Annotated in this window: 20 protein-coding genes and 1 other RNA gene; 11 read left to right on the top strand and 10 right to left on the bottom strand. The window is 37.3% G+C overall.

Going from position 1 to position 21,930, the window contains the following annotated elements; translation table 11 throughout:
* Window positions 1-8: 8 nt before the first annotated feature.
* The 5 genes from ESV24_RS09610 to typA form a co-directional block, all read right to left on the bottom strand.
* Complete coding sequence (locus ESV24_RS09610; protein WP_146743166.1) at window positions 9-1,487, bottom strand: sulfatase-like hydrolase/transferase; 1,479 nt, start codon at window positions 1,485-1,487, stop codon at window positions 9-11.
* 26 nt (window positions 1,488-1,513) lie between these two features.
* Window positions 1,514-3,001 carry a sulfatase-like hydrolase/transferase gene (locus ESV24_RS09605; protein WP_111816354.1) on the bottom strand — a complete coding sequence of 496 codons (1,488 nt, stop codon included), beginning with the start codon at window positions 2,999-3,001 and terminating at the stop codon, window positions 1,514-1,516.
* On the bottom strand, window positions 2,991-4,385 hold the full coding sequence (locus tag ESV24_RS09600; protein WP_111816355.1) for a class I SAM-dependent methyltransferase: 1,395 nt from the start codon (window positions 4,383-4,385) through the stop codon (window positions 2,991-2,993). The genes ESV24_RS09605 and ESV24_RS09600 overlap by 11 nt, the downstream gene beginning before the upstream one ends.
* A complete protein-coding gene (locus ESV24_RS09595) occupies window positions 4,369-4,572 on the bottom strand; it encodes a hypothetical protein (protein ID WP_111816356.1) in 204 nt (67 codons plus the stop codon). Before ESV24_RS09595 ends, ESV24_RS09600 begins: the two co-directional genes overlap by 17 nt.
* A gap of 91 nt (window positions 4,573-4,663) precedes the next feature.
* Window positions 4,664-6,457, bottom strand: a complete 1,794-nt coding sequence (typA, locus tag ESV24_RS09590) for a translational GTPase TypA (RefSeq protein WP_111816357.1) — start codon at window positions 6,455-6,457, stop codon at window positions 4,664-4,666.
* A 139-nt stretch (window positions 6,458-6,596) separates the two neighbouring features.
* Between typA and ESV24_RS09585 the strand changes: the two genes are divergently transcribed.
* The 9 genes from ESV24_RS09585 to ESV24_RS09545 all read left to right on the top strand — a co-directional run bounded on the left by ESV24_RS09585 (window position 6,597) and on the right by ESV24_RS09545 (window position 16,906).
* Complete coding sequence (locus ESV24_RS09585; protein ID WP_111816358.1) at window positions 6,597-7,985, top strand: T9SS type A sorting domain-containing protein; 1,389 nt, start codon at window positions 6,597-6,599, stop codon at window positions 7,983-7,985.
* 81 nt (window positions 7,986-8,066) lie between these two features.
* A complete protein-coding gene (kdsA, locus tag ESV24_RS09580; RefSeq protein ID WP_111816359.1) occupies window positions 8,067-8,885 on the top strand; it encodes a 3-deoxy-8-phosphooctulonate synthase in 819 nt (272 codons plus the stop codon).
* A 538-nt stretch (window positions 8,886-9,423) separates the two neighbouring features.
* Window positions 9,424-10,032: a hypothetical protein gene (locus ESV24_RS09575; RefSeq protein WP_111816360.1), complete on the top strand. Its 609-nt coding sequence runs from the start codon at window positions 9,424-9,426 to the stop codon at window positions 10,030-10,032.
* Between the two features lie 2 nt (window positions 10,033-10,034).
* Window positions 10,035-10,331, top strand: coding sequence for a winged helix-turn-helix domain-containing protein (locus ESV24_RS09570; RefSeq protein WP_111816361.1), 297 nt, complete (start codon window positions 10,035-10,037; stop codon window positions 10,329-10,331).
* A gap of 100 nt (window positions 10,332-10,431) precedes the next feature.
* Entirely contained in the window at window positions 10,432-11,778 is a 1,347-nt protein-coding gene (gene creD / locus ESV24_RS09565) for a cell envelope integrity protein CreD (RefSeq protein ID WP_111816362.1), read from the top strand.
* A gap of 102 nt (window positions 11,779-11,880) precedes the next feature.
* Window positions 11,881-12,261, top strand: coding sequence for a ribosomal maturation YjgA family protein (locus tag ESV24_RS15670; RefSeq protein ID WP_111816363.1), 381 nt, complete (start codon window positions 11,881-11,883; stop codon window positions 12,259-12,261).
* Window positions 12,233-12,901 (top strand): DUF1361 domain-containing protein, encoded by a 669-nt coding sequence (locus ESV24_RS09555; protein ID WP_111816364.1) that lies wholly within the window; start codon window positions 12,233-12,235, stop codon window positions 12,899-12,901. The genes ESV24_RS15670 and ESV24_RS09555 overlap by 29 nt, the downstream gene beginning before the upstream one ends.
* Window positions 12,902-12,963: 62 nt before the next feature.
* A complete protein-coding gene (locus ESV24_RS09550) occupies window positions 12,964-14,937 on the top strand; it encodes a hypothetical protein (protein WP_111816365.1) in 1,974 nt (657 codons plus the stop codon).
* 1 nt (window position 14,938) lies between these two features.
* On the top strand, window positions 14,939-16,906 hold the full coding sequence (locus ESV24_RS09545) for a DUF3858 domain-containing protein (protein WP_111816366.1): 1,968 nt from the start codon (window positions 14,939-14,941) through the stop codon (window positions 16,904-16,906).
* An 11-nt stretch (window positions 16,907-16,917) separates the two neighbouring features.
* On the opposite strand, the gene ESV24_RS09540 is transcribed toward ESV24_RS09545, so the two are convergent.
* Both ESV24_RS09540 and ESV24_RS09535 read right to left on the bottom strand, forming a co-directional pair.
* On the bottom strand, window positions 16,918-17,727 hold the full coding sequence (locus tag ESV24_RS09540; RefSeq protein ID WP_111816430.1) for an SDR family NAD(P)-dependent oxidoreductase: 810 nt from the start codon (window positions 17,725-17,727) through the stop codon (window positions 16,918-16,920).
* 33 nt (window positions 17,728-17,760) lie between these two features.
* Window positions 17,761-18,969, bottom strand: coding sequence for an NAD(P)-dependent oxidoreductase (locus tag ESV24_RS09535; protein ID WP_111816431.1), 1,209 nt, complete (start codon window positions 18,967-18,969; stop codon window positions 17,761-17,763).
* Between the two features lie 165 nt (window positions 18,970-19,134).
* On the opposite strand from ESV24_RS09535, the gene ssrA reads away from it, so the two are divergent.
* Window positions 19,135-19,533: a transfer-messenger RNA gene (gene ssrA / locus ESV24_RS09530) on the top strand.
* A 403-nt stretch (window positions 19,534-19,936) separates the two neighbouring features.
* Window positions 19,937-20,182, top strand: coding sequence for a GIY-YIG nuclease family protein (locus tag ESV24_RS09525; protein ID WP_111816367.1), 246 nt, complete (start codon window positions 19,937-19,939; stop codon window positions 20,180-20,182).
* A 109-nt stretch (window positions 20,183-20,291) separates the two neighbouring features.
* Here ESV24_RS09525 and ESV24_RS09520 read toward each other — a convergent pair whose 3' ends face one another.
* From ESV24_RS09520 to ESV24_RS09510, 3 genes are all read right to left on the bottom strand, one after another.
* The gene (locus tag ESV24_RS09520) at window positions 20,292-20,804 is read right to left on the bottom strand and encodes a contractile injection system tape measure protein (RefSeq protein ID WP_111816368.1); all 513 of its coding nucleotides are present in this window, start codon (window positions 20,802-20,804) and stop codon (window positions 20,292-20,294) included.
* Window positions 20,805-20,867: 63 nt separating this feature from the next.
* The gene (locus tag ESV24_RS09515; RefSeq protein ID WP_111816369.1) at window positions 20,868-21,326 is read right to left on the bottom strand and encodes a phage tail protein; all 459 of its coding nucleotides are present in this window, start codon (window positions 21,324-21,326) and stop codon (window positions 20,868-20,870) included.
* A 5-nt stretch (window positions 21,327-21,331) separates the two neighbouring features.
* Window positions 21,332-21,787 carry a phage tail protein gene (locus tag ESV24_RS09510; RefSeq protein ID WP_111816370.1) on the bottom strand — a complete coding sequence of 152 codons (456 nt, stop codon included), beginning with the start codon at window positions 21,785-21,787 and terminating at the stop codon, window positions 21,332-21,334.
* Window positions 21,788-21,930 lie beyond the last annotated feature (143 nt).

The raw sequence follows: 21,930 nt of genomic DNA, 5'->3' as shown, positions 1-21,930 counted from the left end.
CCCAACCTTTAATTATCTTTCTTAGGTTCCATTTTTTCAAAAACATAATTCCCCGAACTGTCTATATATTTATAGACTCCAGGTTCTGTTCCTTCAGTTAAACAAATATAACTTTCATCCGCTTGCAGGTTTTTAAGATATTTTTTGTTTTCAGATAAATAAGAAAATAGTATTCTAAAAACATTCACTGGCGTTTTCAATTTAGTGTCATATTCAGGCACGTCATTATTGGGCCAGTGAATCGTAAGGTTGGTACTAAAAATAGAATTTATTATAGCTTTATCCTCTGTTTTGGCATCTCCTTCGCCCGTGTAATTAAGTCCAACGAAGCCACCATGGTCCGCCAGTATCATAATTAGAGCTTCTGGGTCTTTTTTTAATATTTCATCAATTAGTTTGCGCATCAGTTTGTTCGACTCCTTTAGTCTTTCAATCCACTGTCTGCGTTCTGCGGCAGCACCTTGTGAGCTTCCGGCAGTTGTATTTATGTGGGCGGGTTTTAATACTTGTATAAAAAAGAATTTGGGATTTCTTATGGTGTCCGAAAGATATTGCTTCAAAGGTTCTAAAACTGGCTCCTGTTCGCCCAAACCCTTATTTAGGAAAGGAATTATATTATAGGGAATACTGCTGTGATCATAGCCCAGTTTAGGTCTATTATTCAAAAAATAATAAGTTTCCGATAAAAAATAGGTTTCATATCCATTACTTTTGAAAGCATTGAGCACTGGGTTTTCAGATATTATCATTTTTCTGGCGTTCTCAACTTCCTGAACATCCAGATTAAAGTCATAATAATGGTGTTTCATCATAAAAGTACCACTGTTGGATGCTAAAGTGGACTTATAGTTAGTTCGAAAATCAGGATAGGTTTTAAAATTGTTCGCTTCTAAAAAACCTTCAAATTCACTATTTTCGACCTTGTAAAGTTCATCCTTCAAAGTAGAGAAACTTACATAACCATCGGGCTGTATAAAATACACATTGGGTTTCTTTTTAAACATAACATTTTCAATATCGTCTGGCTGCAGCTTCCAAGCATCGGAATATGTGAGTTTCTGAAATATTACTTGTGAAACAGCTAAAAAACCCATAACCGCCAAAAGTAATTCCAGCACAATTACCTTTTTTAAATGGCTGTGTAAAAACCTTGCGAATAAAAAGGAAATCACGAAAATCCCGACGATTATTTTTCGCTCGATAGGCACGAACAGAAAAGTTTTCAGAATAAATAAAAAGGTAAATAGGTTCAAAAAAGGCAAGACATATTTATTATACGGCCTTAATGCTGGTAATTTGAAAAGTCTGTGTAACATCAAAAAAACCAAAACGGGTAACATTATAAAAACACCTCCAAAATAAAGGAGGTGTTCCCAAGACCTTGCCATATCAAAATTTCTGGAATAATAAAATAATACGGGGTAGAGACCCGCGGCAACAGCTGCCAACGCTGGATACTCCTTATTGCTATTGAGAAATTTTTTCAACACCCTTTTTGGACCTTAATTTACTATTAACGCTTCTTAAAAACCACATTCCCTTCAGTATCCAAGTACTTATAAACACCTTGGGGTGCACCAGAGCTTATAACTATGTAACTCTCATCTGGCTGCAGATTTGCAAGATACAAATCATTCTCACTTAAATAAGAAGTCAAAATTCTGAACAAGTTTACCGATGTCTTCAGTTTATCATCAAATTCCGGCACCTCCCCATGGGGCCAATGAATGGAAAGAATTGTGCTGAAAATTGAGTTTACAAAGTCGCTGTCCGCATTTTTTGTGTAAGATTCGCCTGTGTTAGTCATTCCCACAAAGCCACCGTGATCTGCCATTATTATAATCAGCGCTTCCGGGTCGTTGGCAAGAATTGTTTTGGTGAGTTCAGTCAACTTTTTATTGGACTCTTGCAAGCTTTCAATATAGTGGTCTCGTTCACCTTCCACTCCTTTGGAATCGTCTATGGTATTAGTTATGTGTCCTGGATTGAAAATTTCCACAAAAAAGAAATTAGCGCCATCGGGATAAGTTGCCATATAATTTTTAACCGGCGCAATTACATCCCGTGGATCGTCTATTCCTGTTGTGATAAAACTGATTTCCTTGGTTGAAAAATTACAGAAATCATAGCCCAACTTCGGCTTGTTAGTCAAAAAATATGGCTGTTCAGTAATAAAAAATGTGCGATACCCGTTGTTTTTAAGAATGCGGAGCACACTGTTGTCTGAAACAACAACGTTACGAGCATCAATAGTTTCGGTAAAATCTGAACCATTGTTATAATAATGGTGCTTCATCATAAACAACGAACTGTTTGTGGGCAAAGTTGCCGCATAATTACTTCGGAAATTTGGATAACTTTTGAAGTCGTTTTCTGCCAAATATGTTTCAAATTCGGCATTTTCAATATTGTAGTTCCCTTTTTTCAGTTCCGAAAAATTCACATAACCATCTGGCTGGATATAATAGATATTCGGTTTCTTTTTGAAAACCGCTGTTTCAATATTATCGGGCTGGGTCATCCATTCCTTTGAATAGTTCAGTTGTTTAATAACCACGGGGGCTAAGGTGAAAACACCGATAACGGCCAATATAAACTGAAAGCCAATTATCATTTTAAAAAACTTACGAATCACCAAAGCGAGCAGCACAGCTATACCAAATATAATTAAAGTACGCAACCAACTAAAACCAGCATATAATGCTACATTAACGTAAGAAAAGAAGAAAAAAAAGTTTAAAAAAGGAAGTATGAAAGGTTGTAACTTTTTAGGAAATCTAATTTCAGAAATTCTATACGCAATAAAAAAAACAACTATTGGAACCAAAAGAAACAGCGTTACAAAATACCCCAGGTGGCCCCAAGAGTTTATCATTTTGTAGTTATTTGTAAAATAAAATAAAAGCGGATATAACCCTGCCGCAATCGCAGCAATTATTGGAAGCAAATTACCATTTTCAAAAAAAACCGAGAAAAATCCCTGCTTTTTTTTAGACCCCATAATTTTTGCTTTTCAAAAGATACAGCAAGCGTTTGGTGCCTTTTACGGTTTCCTTTTTTTCAAGGGTGAAATAATGTAGATATCCTTTTTCGAATTCCGTTTCATTATAAAAATCGAAATGATCTATAAATTCCCGCTTTCGGACCAACAATGATTGCGCCCAAGAATCTTCCCGAGTTGGGAATTCGATGATAAGATTTTTAGAAAATGAAGCGAAGAATTCAGCGGACTTTTCAAAAGGAACATTTCCAGAAAGTGTAATGTGATGGATCAATGCCAAAGCCATGGTTACATCCGGTGCATATTCCGCCAAACGTTCTATTAAGGAGTTGCGTTCCGTATTGTTGAAACCGATGCCCGGTGCGGGTTGCAGCACATCGCACACAAAAGGTAGCATATTGGTCTCTTTATTCTGCTGAAGTTGCTTGTAGTTATAATCTACAGCGTTACTATCAATATCAGTAACTATTATATGTGGCACACTGTCAATAACGGTACGCGCAAAAGTGCCGTCATTGCCACCTACGTCAATCAACTTTTGTGGAGACAATGGTTTTATCCATTGTTTTATTAGTTCTTTTTTCGCTTCAAAAGCGGCCTCGTCATAATTGGTTTTGCTGTAGTAATCGCCCCATTCGCTGGCTTCTTTTAACGTCAATCCTTTTATAAAGTCATAAAGACTTTCTATAATATTTTCTTGCGATTTTTTAGAAAGAGTTGCGATTTTGGTTTCGGCTTTATAATCTTCGCTATGCTTGCTCTCCATTTTTGCGAGCAAGTGAATGTTCGGGTAAATTACCGAGCTCAATTTGGTGCGCGAGGGCAGCAGGGAGGAAATCAATTTCACCGGAATTCCATCAATGTGCGTTTGCATCATTTTGAAAATTTCGGTTCCGTGATATTTTGCTAGCACCAAAGGCCCAAAAAAGTGCGTGATAAATTGTTTGTAAGCGCGCCACGGCGTTCCTTCTTCATAAAAGTCGAAAGAAAGCGTGTCTATAAAAATAGGTTTTCCCTTATGAAAAGTAATGTTGTAGGCAGATGCGTCCTTTAAAATAAACCCTTTTGAAAGTGCGTATTTCTGAATTTTTAGGGTGTGGAGCGCGGCGTGTTTATATTGCTCAAAACTCCATTCGTAAGGATTTGTAATAAACGGAATTTCTTCCGGAGTGATGATTATTTCTTCCGAAGAAACCGAAGTTTCCTCATGCGGAATCAGCAAACCATTCGAAATTAGGTTTTTGAAAAAACCGCTGTCCTTCAGTTTATTATATTGCGGAAAATAGATAGGCTTGATGGCTCTTCGTAGAATTTTTCCATCGTAAAACATATAACCCGAAGGGTCGCGAAATGAGGCTTGGTGTGCGTCAGTTTTTTTTGTCATCTGTATCGGTGTCTTGCTCTTCAACGTCAATTGAATCGTAAGTATCTTCCTCTTCTTTTACCAATCCGAAAAAAGATTTCACCTTATACATAATTGCTTTTGAGAAAAGCAAAACTGCTGCTACCCCCGCCACTAAGACCTGTGCCAACATTGCTCCAATCCCTGGATCGAAATAAAGAAAATTCATACCTATTATATTATACTGCGTTTGCTTTTAAGCGACAACAAATAAACTAAAAAACGCCGAGTTTATTGAATTGCTCGGCGATTTTCTTTTTCTACAATTTATTTCGTTTGCGATCAGTTTCTTTTAAATATATTTTTCGAAGTCGTAAATGGTGTGGTGTAACCTCAACATATTCGTCTTTTTGAATGTATTCCAAAGCTTCTTCCAAAGAAAATTTGACAGCCGGAATAATGCGCGCCTTATCGTCAGCGCCCGAAGAACGTACGTTTGAAAGTTTTTTGGTTTTAGTGATGTTCACAGCCATATCATCTTGGCGAGTGTTTTCACCTATAACTTGACCTTCATAAATTTCTTCATTAGGATTCACGAAGAAACGACCTCTATCTTGTAATTTATCGATTGAATATGGAATTGCGGAACCTAGTTCCATAGAAACCAAACTTCCGTTTTGTCTTTCAGGAATACCACCTTTTAATGGTTGGTACTCAAGAAAACGGTGAGTCATAATGGCTTCCCCAGCAGTTGCAGTAAGCAATTGGTTACGCATACCAATAATTCCACGAGATGGTATAAGGAATTTACAAATCATTCTGTCTCCTTTTCCTTCCATGCTAAGCATTTCACCTTTACGGATTGTAACCATATTGATGGCTGTTCCGCTCACGGTTTCTGGTAAGTCGATGGTCATTTCCTCAACTGGCTCACATTTAACGCCGTCAATTTCCTTGATGATTACTTGTGGCTGCCCAATCTGTAGTTCATAACCCTCGCGGCGCATCGTTTCAATTAAAACTGAAAGGTGCAAAACCCCACGGCCGAAAACCATAAATTTATCGGCACTATCAGTCGGCTCCATTCGCAAAGCAAGGTTTTTCTCTAATTCTTTTTCAAGTCTTTCTCTAATATGGCGAGAAGTAACAAACTTTCCGTCCTTTCCAAAGAAAGGTGAATCGTTGATTGTGAAAAGCATACTCATTGTAGGCTCATCAATTGCAATGGTTTTCAAGGCTTCTGGGTTTTCAGCATCGGCAACAGTATCACCAATTTCAAAACCTTCTAATCCTACCAATGCACAAATATCACCTGCCTTTACTTCAGTAACTTTTTTACGGCCCAAGCCTTCAAAAATGTGAAGTTCCTTTATTTTCGATTTTACTTTAGTGCCATCGCGCTTCACCAAAGCAATTTGCATTCCTTCTTTCAAAGTTCCTCTTTGCAAACGACCTATAGCGATACGCCCAGTAAAAGATGAAAAATCTAAAGAAGTAATCAACATTTGTACGGTTCCTTCTTCAATTTTTGGCGATGGAATGTGTTCCAAAACCATATCAAGCAAAGGCTCAATATTGTCAGTTTGGTTTTTCCAGTCATCGCTCATCCAGTTGTGTTTGGCAGATCCATACACAGTTGGAAAATCAAGCTGCCATTCTTCGGCACCCAATTCAAACATCAAATCAAAAACAGATTCGTGAACTTCCTCTGGGGTACAGTTTTCTTTATCTACTTTATTGATGACAACGCAAGGTTTCAAGCCGAGGTCGAGTGCTTTTTGCAGCACAAATCGTGTTTGTGGCATTGGGCCTTCAAATGCATCAACTAACAATAGAACACCATCAGCCATGTTTAATACACGTTCTACTTCTCCACCAAAATCGGCGTGACCAGGGGTATCTATAATATTTATTTTTGTGTCCTTATATATAACGGAAACATTTTTTGAGGTAATGGTAATACCGCGTTCGCGCTCCAAATCGTTATTATCCAGTATAAGATCTCCGGTATTCTCGTTTTCACGAAATATACTACAGTGGTGCATAATTTTATCAACCAGCGTGGTTTTACCGTGGTCAACGTGGGCAATAATGGCGATGTTTTTGACTTTCATAAACTTACTCCTTTTTTTAAGAGGGTGCAAAAGTAGTGTTTCTAAGTGGATTAGAAATAAAAGTTGTGATTTTATTTCGACAGAATAATATCAGACCATAAAACATAAATGAGGTATATTTATGTTAAATTTTTAAGATATGAAAACAAAGCTACTACTCACCTTATCAATATTCTGGGCTATTTCAGGGTTTGCCCAATTTGGCTCGCAGCAAATAATTTCTACAGCTACGTTGAAACCATATCTATCTATTCCTTTTGATATAGACAACGATGGGTTTATTGATGTTCTAACTGCTTCTGGCGAAACCTATAAAATGAGTTGGTATAAAAATCTGGATGGACAGGGTAATTTTGGACCTGAAATTATTATCAACGAAACTCCAGTTTATTATCTTTCAGTTAAAATTGTTGATATTGATAGTGATGGCGATAATGATATTTTATATCTCAGCAATAATGCAAGCTATATTGCTTGGTTGGAAAACCTTGATGGAGCGGGAAATTTTGGGCTTGAGCAAATTATAAATCAACAGGATTTCATGATGACAGTTACACCCACAGATATAGACAACGATGGGGATCAGGATTTGGTTGCGATAGTTAGCAATACCTTTACCAGCAAGATTGTTTGGTATGAAAATGAGGACGGACAAGGTACTTTCAGTGAAGAAAATTTATTGATTCAAAATACAAATGAATTTACAAAAATATTGCTGGAAGATATTGACAATGATGGCTTGCTGGATATTTTAGCAACCGATAACGTTCTACATAGCGGCTCAATTTTCTGGTACAAAAATTTGGGCAATGAAATCTTTGGCACACAGCAAATTATTTATCAATTCCTATATGTTCAATCCGGAGGAACAAATATTATTGAATTTCAATACGTAGATTTGAATACCGATGGGAAGATGGATATTGTTATGACCTCAGTAGATGAAAATTCATTTATAGATACATATTGGCTTGAAAACTTAGATAATCAAGGAAACTTTGGAGAGCTTCAATTCTTGATCGATACTGGCGACCAATACCTTTTTTATGATCTTGACAATGATAGCGACAATGACATGTTATTATGGAATAGATTTTCAGATAAGATATCTTGGAAAGAAAATGAAAACGGACAAGGAACATTCGGAGCGCCTAATATTATAAATGCAGCAGCTGATTTTGCAAGTGACGCGAAAGCGGCTGATTTTAACGGCGACGGTTGGCTCGATATTGCTTCGGCATCTGCAGGTAATAACAAATTATCTTGGTATAAAAACAACACTTTGGGCATTTCAGAATACGAATTTGGCAATCACCAGATTTATCCAAATCCAACAGATGGAATTCTTTATTTAGAATCAAAGCAACCCATTTGGCAAATTTCTCTTTTTAATATTTTGGGACAACGGATTGAAACAGATCAAAACACCAATCAAATTGACCTTTCAAAAGCAGAAGCGGGTGTTTATCTTTTAAAGATTGAAGGTGAAAATGGAAACTTCCAAACCCATAAAATATTAAAAGAATAATTTTTGGTAAACTTCCATTGATGTTTCAAAGTTGGGCGAAAGAAGCTTTTAACTACCTTTGTTTTAAAATAAGGACACAAAATGCAACTGAATAAAATCCCAAAAATAAAACATACAAACTCAAACAATTTTTTCCTGCTTGCAGGCCCCTGCGCCATTGAAAGCGAAGAAATGGCAATGCAGATTGCAGAAAAGATTGTGAAAATTACCGACACCCTTGAAATCCCTTTCATTTTCAAAGGAAGTTTCAAAAAAGCAAACCGAAGCCGGATTGATAGTTTTACAGGAATTGGTGATGAAAAAGCCTTAAAAATACTTCGAAAAGTTTCCGAAACTTTTGATGTTGCCACCGTTACCGATATTCACGAAGTGAGCGATGCCGCAACGGCTGCGGAATATGTAGATGTGTTACAAATACCAGCTTTTTTAGTGCGTCAAACCGATTTAGTAGTTGCCGCAGCAGAAACAGGGAAAGTGGTGAACTTGAAAAAGGGACAATTTATGAGTCCCGAAAGTATGAAACACGCTGTTACCAAAGTAACAGATTGCAACAACGAGCAAGTACTAATTACAGATCGCGGAACCATGTTTGGCTATCAGGATATGATAGTAGATTTTAGAGGAATTCCAACAATGAAACAATATGCTCCCGTGGTTTTAGACGTAACACACAGTTTGCAACAGCCCAACCAAAGCGCAGGAGTTACCGGCGGCAGACCAGAAATGATTTCTACAATTGCACGCGCAGGAATTGCCACAGGAGCGGACGGAATTTTTATAGAGACCCACTTCGATCCCGCAAATGCAAAAAGCGATGGCGCCAATATGCTGAATTTAAACCTGCTTGAAAAACTGCTGACCGATCTGGTAGCTATCCGAAAAACTATTAATCATTTATAAGCTAAAAATAGCATTTAAAAAAAGAGCCCTGCCAGCGTTTGCTGGCAGGGCTCTTCGGCTAAAAACAAGTCTTTATAAAAAAAAGAAATGTTGATTTTTAACTAAAAAAGGCTGTTGCTTTTTGAGGAACAGCCTTAGGAAACAAAACCTAAAAAACTCCCCAGTTAAATAAGTATTCAAATATCGGGTAAAAAATACATACCAATCAAGAGGGAAACCCCCCATTTTTGTACAGGGTTTTCCCTGTTTCAAATGTTAAATCTTGATACAAAAAAGCAAAAGCTGCTTCTAAAAAGAAACAGCTTTTATCCTCATAACTAAATTAACTCCCCAATTAATTTGATGTTGTAAAGATGCGAAGAACACCAATACCAGTCAAGAGGAAAAACCCTGAATTTGTAGGGGGATTTCCCCCTTTTTTCCTGTAAGTATTTTCTTATATATAAGAATTTAAATAAATAGCATTCAGAAAAATATTATGATTTAATTTGGCTGTGAAACATTTTTATATTTACTTTGTTTTTCAAAGTACTTTATTATGAGCGAAAATGATTATCTAAAAGACATCAGCGAGATTAAAAATTTAATGAACCGCTCTTCCCGTTTTATATCGCTTAGTGGGCTTTCGGGGATTTTTGCGGGAATCTATGCCATTATTGGTGCAGTGATTGCATATCTGTATCTTTTTCCGAAACCGGGCGAATTTCTAACCCTTCACAGTTTGAATTTCAAACTATTGTTGGCCCTATTGGCTTCAGTGGCAGTTCTAAGTGTAGTTACTGCCTATCTTTTGACTACCCAAAGAGCAAAAAGAAACAACGAAAAAATCTGGGACACCACTACCCGTCGTTTACTCATAAACTTTTTAGTGCCGCTGGTTACCGGTGGTATATACATCCTCATAAAACTGAACAGTCAGCATTATGGGCTAAGCGCTTCTTTAATGCTGATCTTTTATGGACTGGCGCTGGTGAATGCTTCTAAATATACCATTGGCAACGTAAAATATTTGGGCTATGCTGAAATTATTGTAGGACTTATCTGCGCTGCACTGCCCGGCTACGGCCTCTGGTTTTGGCTCTTGGGCTTTGGCCTTTTCCATATAATTTACGGAAGTATTATGTATTTAAAAGAGCGAAAAAGCTAAACGTGGGCATTATAGACAACATAAACAAACTTTTTGATCATCGTATTCGCCTGGGAATTATGAGCATTCTTGTGGTGAACGAGGATGCCGATTTCAACCGCCTTAAAGAACTGCTTGAAGTTACCGATGGCAATCTTGCCAGCCATATAAAAGCTTTGGAACAAGCTGAATATATTTTGGTAGCAAAAAGCTTTGTGGGAAGAAAACCAAACACTAATTACACAGCAACAAAACTTGGAAAAGCCGAATTCAAAAAGCACATTGACGCACTTGAAAAATTAATTCAAAAACCAAAATAGTAACAAATATATTTTTTTATTAATTCACTTTGAAAAACAAAGTACTTTATAATAACAATTAACTATAAACCTTTAACAACAAACAATAAACACACAAATTATGGAACAGAAAAAAAGTAAATTCAGCAACTGGATGCGTAACTCCATCACCGCAAGAATGCTTGTGGTCGGGTTTTTATTATTGGTATTGCTGATTCCTTTGGAATTTGTAAAATCATTAATAAACGAAAGAGCATACAGGCAAGAGGAAGTTGTTCGGGAAATTAACGAGAAATGGGGAAACGAGGTGCTTCTCTCCGGGCCAATTGTGAAAATTCCCTACAAAGTTATTTCCGAAGAAAAGATTTTCAACGAGAAAAGCAATTCCTATTACACAAAAGCAAAGGAAACTGTGGAAAACGCCTATTTCTTTCCAGACAAATTAAATATTACCTCCCAAGTTGACACAAAACCGTTGAACCGCAGCATCTACGAATCTGTTGTTTATTCCGCAGCCATCGATATAAAGGGAAATTTCCCGAAAATTGATTTTACAAATACCGATATTGCCGAGGAAAACATAATTTGGGAAAAGGCAACTGTTCTTTTAAAAACATCGAATTTAAAGGGAATAAAAACCACCCCTATTGTGAACTTAGCTTCGGAAGCACTTTCGATGACACCACAATATTCCAAGGAATATCTTAACACCATTCAAAGCAATTACATTGCAAATGCCAAGGAAATTTTTACTGAGTCACTTACCTTTTCTTTCAATCTAAAAATTAACGGCAGCGAAAGTCTGAAGTTTTTGCCCATAGGAAAAGAAACCGACGCCACGATGAAGTCAAACTGGCACTCCCCTAGTTTTGACGGCAACTTTTTACCGGAAGACACCAACAAAGAAATCAGCAAAGATGGTTTCACTGCCAATTGGCGCATACTGCAAATAAACCGACAGTTTGAGCAATCGTTTTTTGGGTATCTTCCGGATCTTTCGGCATCTGCTTTTGGAACCAAACTTATTATTCCCGTGGACGAATACCAAAAGAGCGAACGCACAGCCAAATATGGTTTTATGGTTATCGGGCTAACGCTGTTGGTTTTTTTGTTGATTCAATTGGTAAGCAAAATCTATATCCATCCGTTTCAATATGTAATGATCGGCCTGGCACTTGTAATGTTTTATACGCTGCTCATTTCAATTTCAGAGCACAGCAACTTCTTTAAGGCATACTCTATTGCCGCTTTTGCTGTACTCGCGCTAATAACGGTTTATTCCCGTGCAATTTTGAAAGGTTTCAAATTTCCATTGCTCATTTGCGCTTCACTGGCCTCGCTGTATGGTTTTATTTATGTAATTATCCAATTGGAAAATTATGCGCTTTTAGTGGGCAGTATTGGGCTGTTCGTGATTTTAGCGATTATTATGTTTGCTTCAAGACGAATTGATTGGAACAATGAATAGGTAATATTCCGATTGGGCGCAGTTAGAAAACTATGGCTACTAAGCACAAGTTCTCGACTGCGCTCGAACGGACATAAAAGCATTTTTAATTTTATCTAAAAAATGAATAACTATTTAATTTCATTTATAATCCTCTTTGTCATAGAATGTGCAATTGCATATTTCCATTTCAATCCCTTTATTAGAGGATTTTTAGGAGACGTCCTCGTAATATTGCTGCTGTATTCTTTCCTAAAAATTATTATAAAAAACAACGTTTTAAAAACTGCCGTTTCCGTCTTGGTATTTGCCTGTGTCGTTGAACTATTGCAGTTTTTTAACCTCGCGGAAAAAATCAATATCCAGTCAGAATTACTGTTGACCATTCTAGGTTCGGTATTCGACTTATGGGACTTGTTTGCATATTTTCTCGGCTTTCTACTTATTCTATTAATCGAAAAAATTCTCATAAAAAATGAAGACCTTAAAAACATTTCTCTTTAATCGTTTCCATATACTGTTTCCACTTTTTTCACTTACAGTTTTAAGCATTTTACTGCTTTCAGTTCGCTTAAAAATAACACATTCCTTTTTCTATCTTTTTTTGGTGTGGAATTTATTCTTGGCGATGATTCCCTTTTTCATTTCCACTTTAATGAAAACCATCAAACAGCTTAAGAAACCTATGCTTACTTTCTTATTGCTCGCTTGGTTGTTGTTTCTTCCCAACGCGCCCTATTTATTGACAGATTTTATACACCTGCGCTTAAGCCCTTTGGAATGGCTTGGCTTTGACAGTTTTATGATTGCAATTTTTGCAATTACAGGCCTTGCATTTTATGTGATTTCAGTTAAAGATGTGAAGCCAGTGCTTCTTAAGCATTTTAACCAAAGAATAGTTTTAAAATGCATGGCAATCCTTCCCTTTTTAGTGAGCTTTGGAATGTATCTTGGGCGTATTTTACGCTGGAACACGTGGGATATTCTTCATAAACCTTTCGGTCTTTTTACTGACGTTTTCGCAATAATTACAAATCCCATTGAAAACAGTGAAGCTTGGTTTTTTACGCTTTTTTTCGGACTGTTTTTAAAATTGGCATATTGGTGTTTTGAAAAATATCTTTTCGGCTATCTGAAAGCTTGATCATTTTGTAATTGCAATATTTATTCTATTTTGCGGCTATAATTAAGTTTCATCTCCAAAATATGCTTTTTAAAAAAATTGCGTTCCTACTTTTAGTCTCAACTTTCTATTTATCCTATTCTCAGTCGGAACGTATTGACGAATTTGGAAAACCCACCCAAAACGAGTTTGAACTTAAAAGTTACGAATCTGAACCGGACGCTACTGGTATAATACTCTATGAATCTGGAAATTATTATGCGGTTTCAATTGTTAAAAGAACGGCGGTAAGGCTTGTTAAGGAAATACATAGAAAAATAAAAGTTATTGATGCCAAAAAATTTGATTATACAACTGTAGAAATCCCCTATTATGAAGGATACGGATATTATGCAGAGGAAATATTGGACTACAAAGCCATAACCCACAACGGATCTGTGCAAAATTTTGTGCCGGAGAATGCGTTTTATAAAACCAAAAAATCCGGGGCAAGAAACGTACTAACTTTTACTTTCCCAAATGTACAGGACGGCAGTATTTTAGAATATAGATATACTATTGTGAGCCCTTATTTCTATGATTTGGAAGGTTGGGAGTTTCAGCATGAGCTTCCGACTATTTATAGCTTATTTCAAACCGTTCTGCCTCCAAACTTTAAGTATAACAGAATTCTATACGGCAACAAAAAATTGACCGCGCAAAAGACTGCGATTAAAAAAAATGACTTTTTAGTACCTTCAAATTCTGGGCGTATAGATACTGAAGTAAGTTTGTACGCAATGAAGAACGTTCCCTCTTTTACTGAAGAAAAATATATGCTTTCAAAGAAAAATTATATTTCTCGTATTGTCTATGAACCATTGGCTTTCAAAGCATTTTATGGCTTTGACCAAGTTTTTACTCGCTCTTGGGAAGATGTGGACAAACGTTTTGAAAATGATGAAGACTTTGGTGAACAATTGACCAAAAAAAATTATTTCAGAAGAAAACTTCCAAATGAAATCCTAAAAATTCCAGATGACTTGGAACGTGCAAAAGCAGTTTATGGATTTATCCAAGACCGCTACACCTGGAATGGTCGCTATTTTAATTATGAATTTAAGGTGAAAGATGCCTTTGACGAAAAACTAGGAAGCGTTTCTGCCATTAACCTTTCTTTGATCAATGCACTAAAAGCTGCTGGGTTGTACGCCAAACCAATGCTATTATCTACCCGTCAAAATGGTTTGCCCACAGAATTATATCCTGTACTTTCTAATTTTAATTATGTTCTGGCAGTGCTAATGATTAATAATGAAAGAATCATACTCGACGCCACCAACAAACAAGCCCCTTTCGGAGTAATCCCTTTTCCGGCGCTAAATATACAGGGCCGTGTCATGGATTTTAAAAATGGAAGTTATTGGATGCCTATTGAACCTTTTGACAAAAACATACGCTATGTAAATGCACAAATAGCTGCAGAAGCGGATGGTAATTTTTCAGGAAAACTTAGTCAAGCAAGTTATGGCTACATAGGTTTGGAAAAAAGAAATACTATTGCAGAAGAGACCCCTGAAGAATATATAAAAACCCAAGGAAACGATAAAGCGGGAATAGAAATTGACGACTATCAAATAGAAGCATTAAGCGACATCGAAAATCCGCTGAAAGAAAACTATAACATTTCCGTAGCGCCAGAAACGGTGGGCGATAAAGTTATTCTCTATCCGTTCTTCAATAAAACTTATATTTCTGAAAACCCTTTCAAGATGAAGGAGCGCAGCTACCCAATGAATTTCGGCTTTCCTTTTACAAATACCTATTTAATATCCATAGATTTGGGCGATGTATATGAAGTTGAACAACTGCCCAAAAGTAGAACAATCAAACTTCCGAATGATGATGGTGAATGTTTGGTAACCTATATTGCCGAGGGAAGCAAAATAAACATCCGTTTCAATATGAAACTTAATGCATACCGTTTTCCACCCGATGCCTATGAGTCTTTAAAGGAATTTTTCGGTACAATGGTTACGATGCTAAAAGACGAGCCCATTACTCTAAAAAAGATATAAAATGCAATTAAAAAACCTACTCCTCCCTAGCTGCCTTATTTTTGTTACTTCACTATTTTCCCAAATTAGTAATATCCAAACATTTGGCGAGCCACTTACAGAGGAAATTGCAATGACGAAATTTCCCGCAGATCCCGAAGCAAATGGAGTAGTGCTCTATAAGCGCGGAAATTATTCCGTAGATGAAGTGGGCGGCTACATTATGCTCATAAAGGAAATTCACGGAAAGATAAAAGTGATTGACGCTAAAAACTTTAAACATAGCACGATTGAAATTCCGTACTATCGTGAAAAAAATGTAAGGGAAAAAGTAACCAATTTAAAGGGTATTACCCACAATGGCGCTGTAAAAGAATACGTGGGTGAAAATGCAATCTTTGATACGGATGAAACTGTAAACTGGTCCAATATAAAATTCACTTTTCCCAATGTGCAAAATGGAAGTATTCTGGAATATACCTACCGAATAGAAACTCCTTATTTCTTCAATTTTGGAAGTTGGGAGTTTCAAGATGAACTGCCAGTGCTGTATTCAGAACTTCATACCGAAATACCTGGAAACTTCAGCTATAACCGAACGCTCTTTGGAAATTTCCCGCTAGCCGTAAATTATGCCGAAATTAAAAAGGCCTGCTTTGTATTAAATGGTTTTGACGTACCCGGAGACTGTGAATCTGCAACCTATGTAATGCAAAACCTTCCAGCTTTTAAAGAAGAAGAATACATGCTCTCCAAAAAAAACTACATCCCCAGAATGAAGTATGAAGTTATTGAAATTGTTGATCTAACCGGAAGCAAAAGCACCTATACCAATACTTGGGAAGATGTAGATAAAAAGTTTAGATATGATAAAGATTTGGGTCGCCAACTTAAATATTCCGATTTCTTCAAAGAGCAACTTCCCGCTGCTATCTTTACAATTCCAGATGCTTTGGAACGGGCAAAGGCCATTTACTATTATTTTCAAGAAACTATGTTCTGGAATAAGGAATATCGTATCCTTTCAGACATACGCGTAAAAGATGCTTTTGAAAGTAAAACGGGAAATAGTTCCGAAATAAATCTTGGTCTCATCAACGCATTGGAAGCGGCAGGTTTAGATGCAAAAATAATGCTCATAGCTTCCAGAAGTCAACCGCTGCCAACCAAACAATATCCTGTACTTACAGATTTCAACTATGCCCTTGTTTATCTAAATATCAATAACACAGAATATTTATTGGATGCTACAGATAAATACAATCCTTTTGGAGTATTGCCGTTGCGCGATTTAAATATGGAAGGACGCGTTATGGATTTTAAAAATGGGAGCTATTGGCTGCCAATAGAGCCTTTCAAAAAAAATATGCACTATGTAAATATGCAGCTCACGGCAGATGAGTCCGGCCAATTCTCAGGAAAGGTCAATGAAGTTTCTACCGGTTACATTTCTGTTGAAAAGCGCAAAAAATACAATCAATACAACCTAGAAGAAATCATTAAAACGAAGCAGGGGAAAAACGAAAGCCTAAACATAACAAATCTAGAAATCCAAAACGAAAAAGACCTAGAGCAGCCCTATACGGAAAACTTTGACATTTCACTGCATGAACAGCCTGTAGGCGACAACCTTTTTATATACCCATTTTTAATGCAGCCCTATTTTTCTGAAAATCCGTTTAAAAAAGAAACACGGCAATACCCAATCGATTTTGGATTTCCGGTTACGAATAACTATTTAATCTCCTTCAATCTGGGCAATCAGTACAAAATGGTACAAATGCCCTCCAGCCGCATTTTAAAACTTCCCCATAACGATGGCGAAGTATCAATAGTTTACAATCAAACAGCTAATAAAATAAATATTAGACTCAGTGTAAAACTATCTAATCACGTATTTGCTCCCGAAGCATATAAAAGCCTGCGCGAGTTTTTTACAGAGTTAATAAAAATACAATCGGAAGAGCCAATTCAGTTAAAGAAGATTTAAGGAAAAACGTGTCAAGCGTCCCTATTTTTCTCCTGTATTCTACGTATCACAGCAGTTGCCGTGCGTCTGGAAACAAACCGTGGAAGCTTGGAGAGTAGCTTATTTATATTTCCGGGAATAGCGACAATTTTTCCTTTTTGCATGGCTTCATAACCATATTTTGCAACTGCTTTGGGACAAGCAACGTTGAAATTAATTTTATTTTCAGAAGAAGTTTTTCCAACACCATTAGAAACCACTTCCTGAAAACAAGTTTTGGTTTGCCCAGGACAAAGAACAGTAACCGTAACTCCCGTGCCTTTAAGCTCATTCGCAATTGCTTCGGAAAAGGAAAGAATGTAAGCCTTTGAAGCATAATACAATGACATTAATGGTCCTGGCTGAAAAGCAGCAAGCGAAGACATATTGAGTATTCTTCCATGGCCGCGCGCTACCATTCCTTTCAATACGAGTTTGGTTAAGTGCGTAGTTGTAATAACATGTAGATTTAGCATTTCTGCCTCGCGTTTCCAGTCGGTATCGTTAAAGCTTCCAAAAACACCAAAACCTGCGTTATTGATAAGCACATCTATAGATCTACCTTCAACAGCTTCAAAAATCTCTCTGGCTACATTGCAAGTGCTTAGATCCTTATTAATTAATTGAATTTTGCAGCTCTTGTTTTTTAAAATCTCTTCTTTCGCCTTCGCTAGTTTTTCAGCATCAACATCTACCATGATTAGGTCGTGATCATCTTTCGCTAATAGCAACGCCAGCTCAAACCCGAGACCCGAAGCAGCTCCCGTAATTAGTGCTGTTTTACTTTTTTGTTCCTTTTTCACAAATTGCAAGCTTGTTAACAAAAAGTTAAATTGTTAATCGGCAATTAACACATAATCCTGTAGATATGCAAATCTGAGAGTTAGTTTTCCTGAGGCTGTAGTCATTTTGGCACGTTCTAAAACACCATCTCTGTCGCCATTAAAGAAGGCGGGAATTACATTTTCCAAAAACATGTCACCAAAACCTTCACTGGCATCCTTAGGCAACTCGCAAGGCAAATTGTCTACCGCCATTACTGTTATTGAATCTTTAGCGTCAAAGGCAGTTTCACTTTCCGTCTTTGGATTGTATCCGTAAAAAGGATCGGCAATAGTGGAGGCCCGCAGTGTACAGGCAATAGGTCCATCTACATCGCAGGAAACATCGGCCACTAAGTTTATTTTAAAGTCGGATCTTTTAGCATCCTCGCGAGTGAATAAATAAGGTGCGCCGTTTCCGAAGAAATGGCCTGTAATAAACATATCGCTCACTTTGGCATACTTCATAAAATCACTCTCGTAATTGGAAGGATCTGCGTAAAACTCTTGCTTATTAAATTCGCCTCCATCCTTGCGCGTGTTATATTCTGAAACATCTATAAGGCAGTAAACGGGTTGGTTATAATCTTTGGAAAGATAATCGGCGTCAGTGACTTCACGAATCTTTAAATGATCTAATATCTCCTTTGATCCTCTTGTAACTTTGCCCGTTCCAGATAGAATGATTTTTATATTTGGGATGGTTATTTTGTCGAGTGCTGCCTTTAAAGCTTGCAAATCATGGAGGTGTTCTACTTTCGGCAATTCAAACAACTTGTCGCGCAAGCCTAGGCCTCTAAAACCATTATAAGCTCCAACCAAGCCAGCGTAATACCCAAAACCAATTAATCTTTGGTTATCAGGATTCACGATAGTTTCGTGGTCAAACATTTCAATATTCTTATTGAGCATCGCCTTTAGCAGTTTGCGGTTGTAAGGTTGCTTTTTGATGGTGTGACTAAAGTAAAAGTATTTTTTATTCGGAATTAGTGCCGCTACAGGAACTTCTTTTACGCCCAGCAATACATCTGCCGCTGAAATATCATCCATCACTTCAAAACCTGCATTGCGATAAGCTTCATCAGGAAAGATGCGAACGTTAGACGTTTCTACGATTATCTTGGCATCGGGAAACTGTTTTATGACTTCTTGGCACTTTTCTGGCGATAGAACTACCCGACGGTCTGGCGGGTTTTTGCGTTCTTTGATGATGGCAAAGGTTATTGACATTTGGTATGTTTTTTGAATAAACTAAAGCGGTGGCAAAGATAGGGATTTTCATGTATCTTTGCGGACTTTAGACGTGAGACGTGAGACGTGAGACGTGAGACGTGAGACGTGAGACGTGAGACGTGAGACTGAATACTGATCACTGAATACTAAAAAAGAGGGGCCGACTGGTTTTGACAGCGGGTCTAATTGTATTGTAAGCATGCCGAGCGCTGGGATATAGCTCGTTAATATCATATTTCACACTTTTTAAACGGCGAGAATAACTACGCCCTAGCTGCATAATCCGAATTACAGTAGGATGTGCCTCGGCCCACAAGGTGGGCAAGCAGGAAGTCACTCAACGGCCTTGGTTTGCGGCGGTTGATTTAGTGGCTTCGTAAAAGTAAACCTAGCGATGCTAGTGCTTTGATGGCATCGTGAAGCTCAAGTAAAGATAAGGGGTGCGTTGGTAGTTTTCGACCGGCAATCCCACGAAAACCTAAATGAAAACTAAGCATGTAGAAGGCATTATAATTGCGCGTTTGGACGAGGGTTCGAATCCCTCCGGCTCCACCTTCGCCCTCCGAAGTTCCGTTTTTTCTACGGAGCGAAGGAGGGCTTTTTAATGCAGTTACTTTTTATTAAAATCAGGATAGGGCTATGGTGGATGCCGATCCACTTAGTATTGAGATAAATTAATATTGACCTTCGCCCTCCGAAGCTTGTTTTTTCTAAGGAGCGATGGAGGTCTTTTTAATGCAGTTTTTTTTGTAAAAAACAGGAGGGCTTCGGTGGATGCCGATCCAATTAGTATTGAAATAAATTAATATTGGGCCTTCGCCCTCCGAAGCTTCGAGTTTACGAGAAGCGAAGGAGGGCTTTTCCTTCGCTCTCCATAGCTTCAGCGTAGGAGAGTTTTATTTATCAATAATAATTTCTTAACTTTATACAGCTCCCCATAATTATAAAACCATTAATTATGGAATTACCTTACGCTGTGTATATTCTTAAATGCGCCAATGGTAAATATTATACAGGATATACCACCAATATAAATAATAGACTTATTGCACACAGTAAAGGAGAAGTTTCGTTTACAAAAGATAAACTTCCCGTAACTCTTGTACATCTCTCTCTTTTTAGCAACAAACTAAAGGCTTACGATTTTGAAAGGTATTTAAAATCTGGTTCTGGAATTGCTTTTAAAAATAAAAGATTGTTCTAAAACACACGCGTCCTCCTACCTAGTATCCCATAGCTTCAGCGAAGGGATAAGCTCCGAATTTATGAAGATAGAAGGAGGGCACATTTCAACAAAGCGAAAAAAAAATATTTCAAACCCACTCAATCTTCATTGCCTCAACCATCCACGGCAACTTTATAACCGATAGATTCCACGGAATGCTCTCCATCAATACATCCACCCCTCTCTTTTCTACAACTAGAAGGTTGTATTCTGGATGTACTGTTATCAATCCATCTCTCTGCAAAAACGTTTCTTGAATGGCTTCTGGAGAAGAATCTTGCACTTTTGACCAATTGTGGATAAGCCCTCCCAGAAGGCTCTTAGACAATTCTTCCTCGTACGGGGTGATTTCTTCAATTTCTTCCACAGAATGATCTATTGGCATTCCGACCAATATTTTATTAAACGGCAAATACTCTTCAGGAAAATTAATGGCGTTATACGCTAAGTAATGTAATAGATACAACGCTCTATTCCTGCTCTCATCATTTACAAACTGCCCGTCATTCACAAAACCCAAATGCTCAAAATATTTCGGCAAGAATGGCCATAGAATACTAATACCAGCATTGGAAATAAGTATTTGATTTTCTTCTTCCATATTATTTATTACGCTTAATTTCTTCTCAAAATAGATTTAAAAAAACCTACTCTGTATATAACTTTACAAAGGCTCTTTTTTAAAGCTGCTGTACTTTAGTACAAGGGCCTCAATAGCCAACTCGTTTGAAGCTCTATCTAATACTGCTAATTCCCACGATACGGGATATGCTCCTTTAATATTCCAAGAGGCAAGGGTTACTCCATCTGCTCCCATTAGTGATAAATGGATATCCTTTGGATCAAATACAAAGTTTTCAAAAGCATTTTTACACCACTTATTCAGATTTTGATTAGGCAGTAAAGAGCGTTTTAAAATTAAATCTGAAAAGGTTGGTGGTTTTGGTACATAGTGTATAAATTGATTATCGCCACCTTCACGACTCTCGGTGCCTAAGGCTACTTTTAGACCAGACACTTCTTGGAAACTGCTGTCCATATCTGGTGTATCCAGAAATTTGACAGCAAAATAAAAAGCGCTAGGTGGCAAAAAGTTAGGGTTAATAGAATTAGAATCTTGCATCTATTTTATGCGTTTGCTATTGTTAAACCTTCGTGAGAGATTTCAATACTTTCTATTGCTACTTCGCTTCCGTCTGCCCCCAAGTCTGTACTCGATATTTTTGTAGGCCACGCATTACTCAGTGTCCAAGTCATTGCAGGATTACCATCTTGGTCCATAAGTTTTATCACTACATTCTGCCGTTCAATGGTATTCATCTTTACCTTTGTATACCAGTCCCAAAAATTATTGTCTTTTGCAAAAACAGCTTTTTTCATTGTTACATTACTGTTTTTTGCTAATCCAGGCATACTGATTTCAGAAAACACAGGACTATTGCCGCGTCTATATTCTATGGGTTGGGCTTCAATATCCAGACCGCTTACTTCCTGAAAAGGAATATCTTTTGTTTCGCCCCAGTCTACCATAAAGTAAAATTTAGGCACTGGCCAGCTTTCATTGTTGTTTGCTTCTGTTTCCATAAGGGAAATTTAATGATAAAATAAAAACTAACTCCCAAATAGCTGATTTTTATACGATTATTCTATGTTTTTTTGCAATTCGAAGGCGTGCCAGAGGGTCTGCAATAAAGTGAGCCACGATGCCCACCATTCCAAAAGTGCCA

The organism is Aequorivita lipolytica, from assembly GCF_007997135.1.
GTDB lineage: Bacteria > Bacteroidota > Bacteroidia > Flavobacteriales > Flavobacteriaceae > Aequorivita > Aequorivita lipolytica.
The sequence above is the reverse complement of the archived record's forward strand: the minus strand, read 5'-3'. Positions and strand labels throughout refer to the sequence as shown.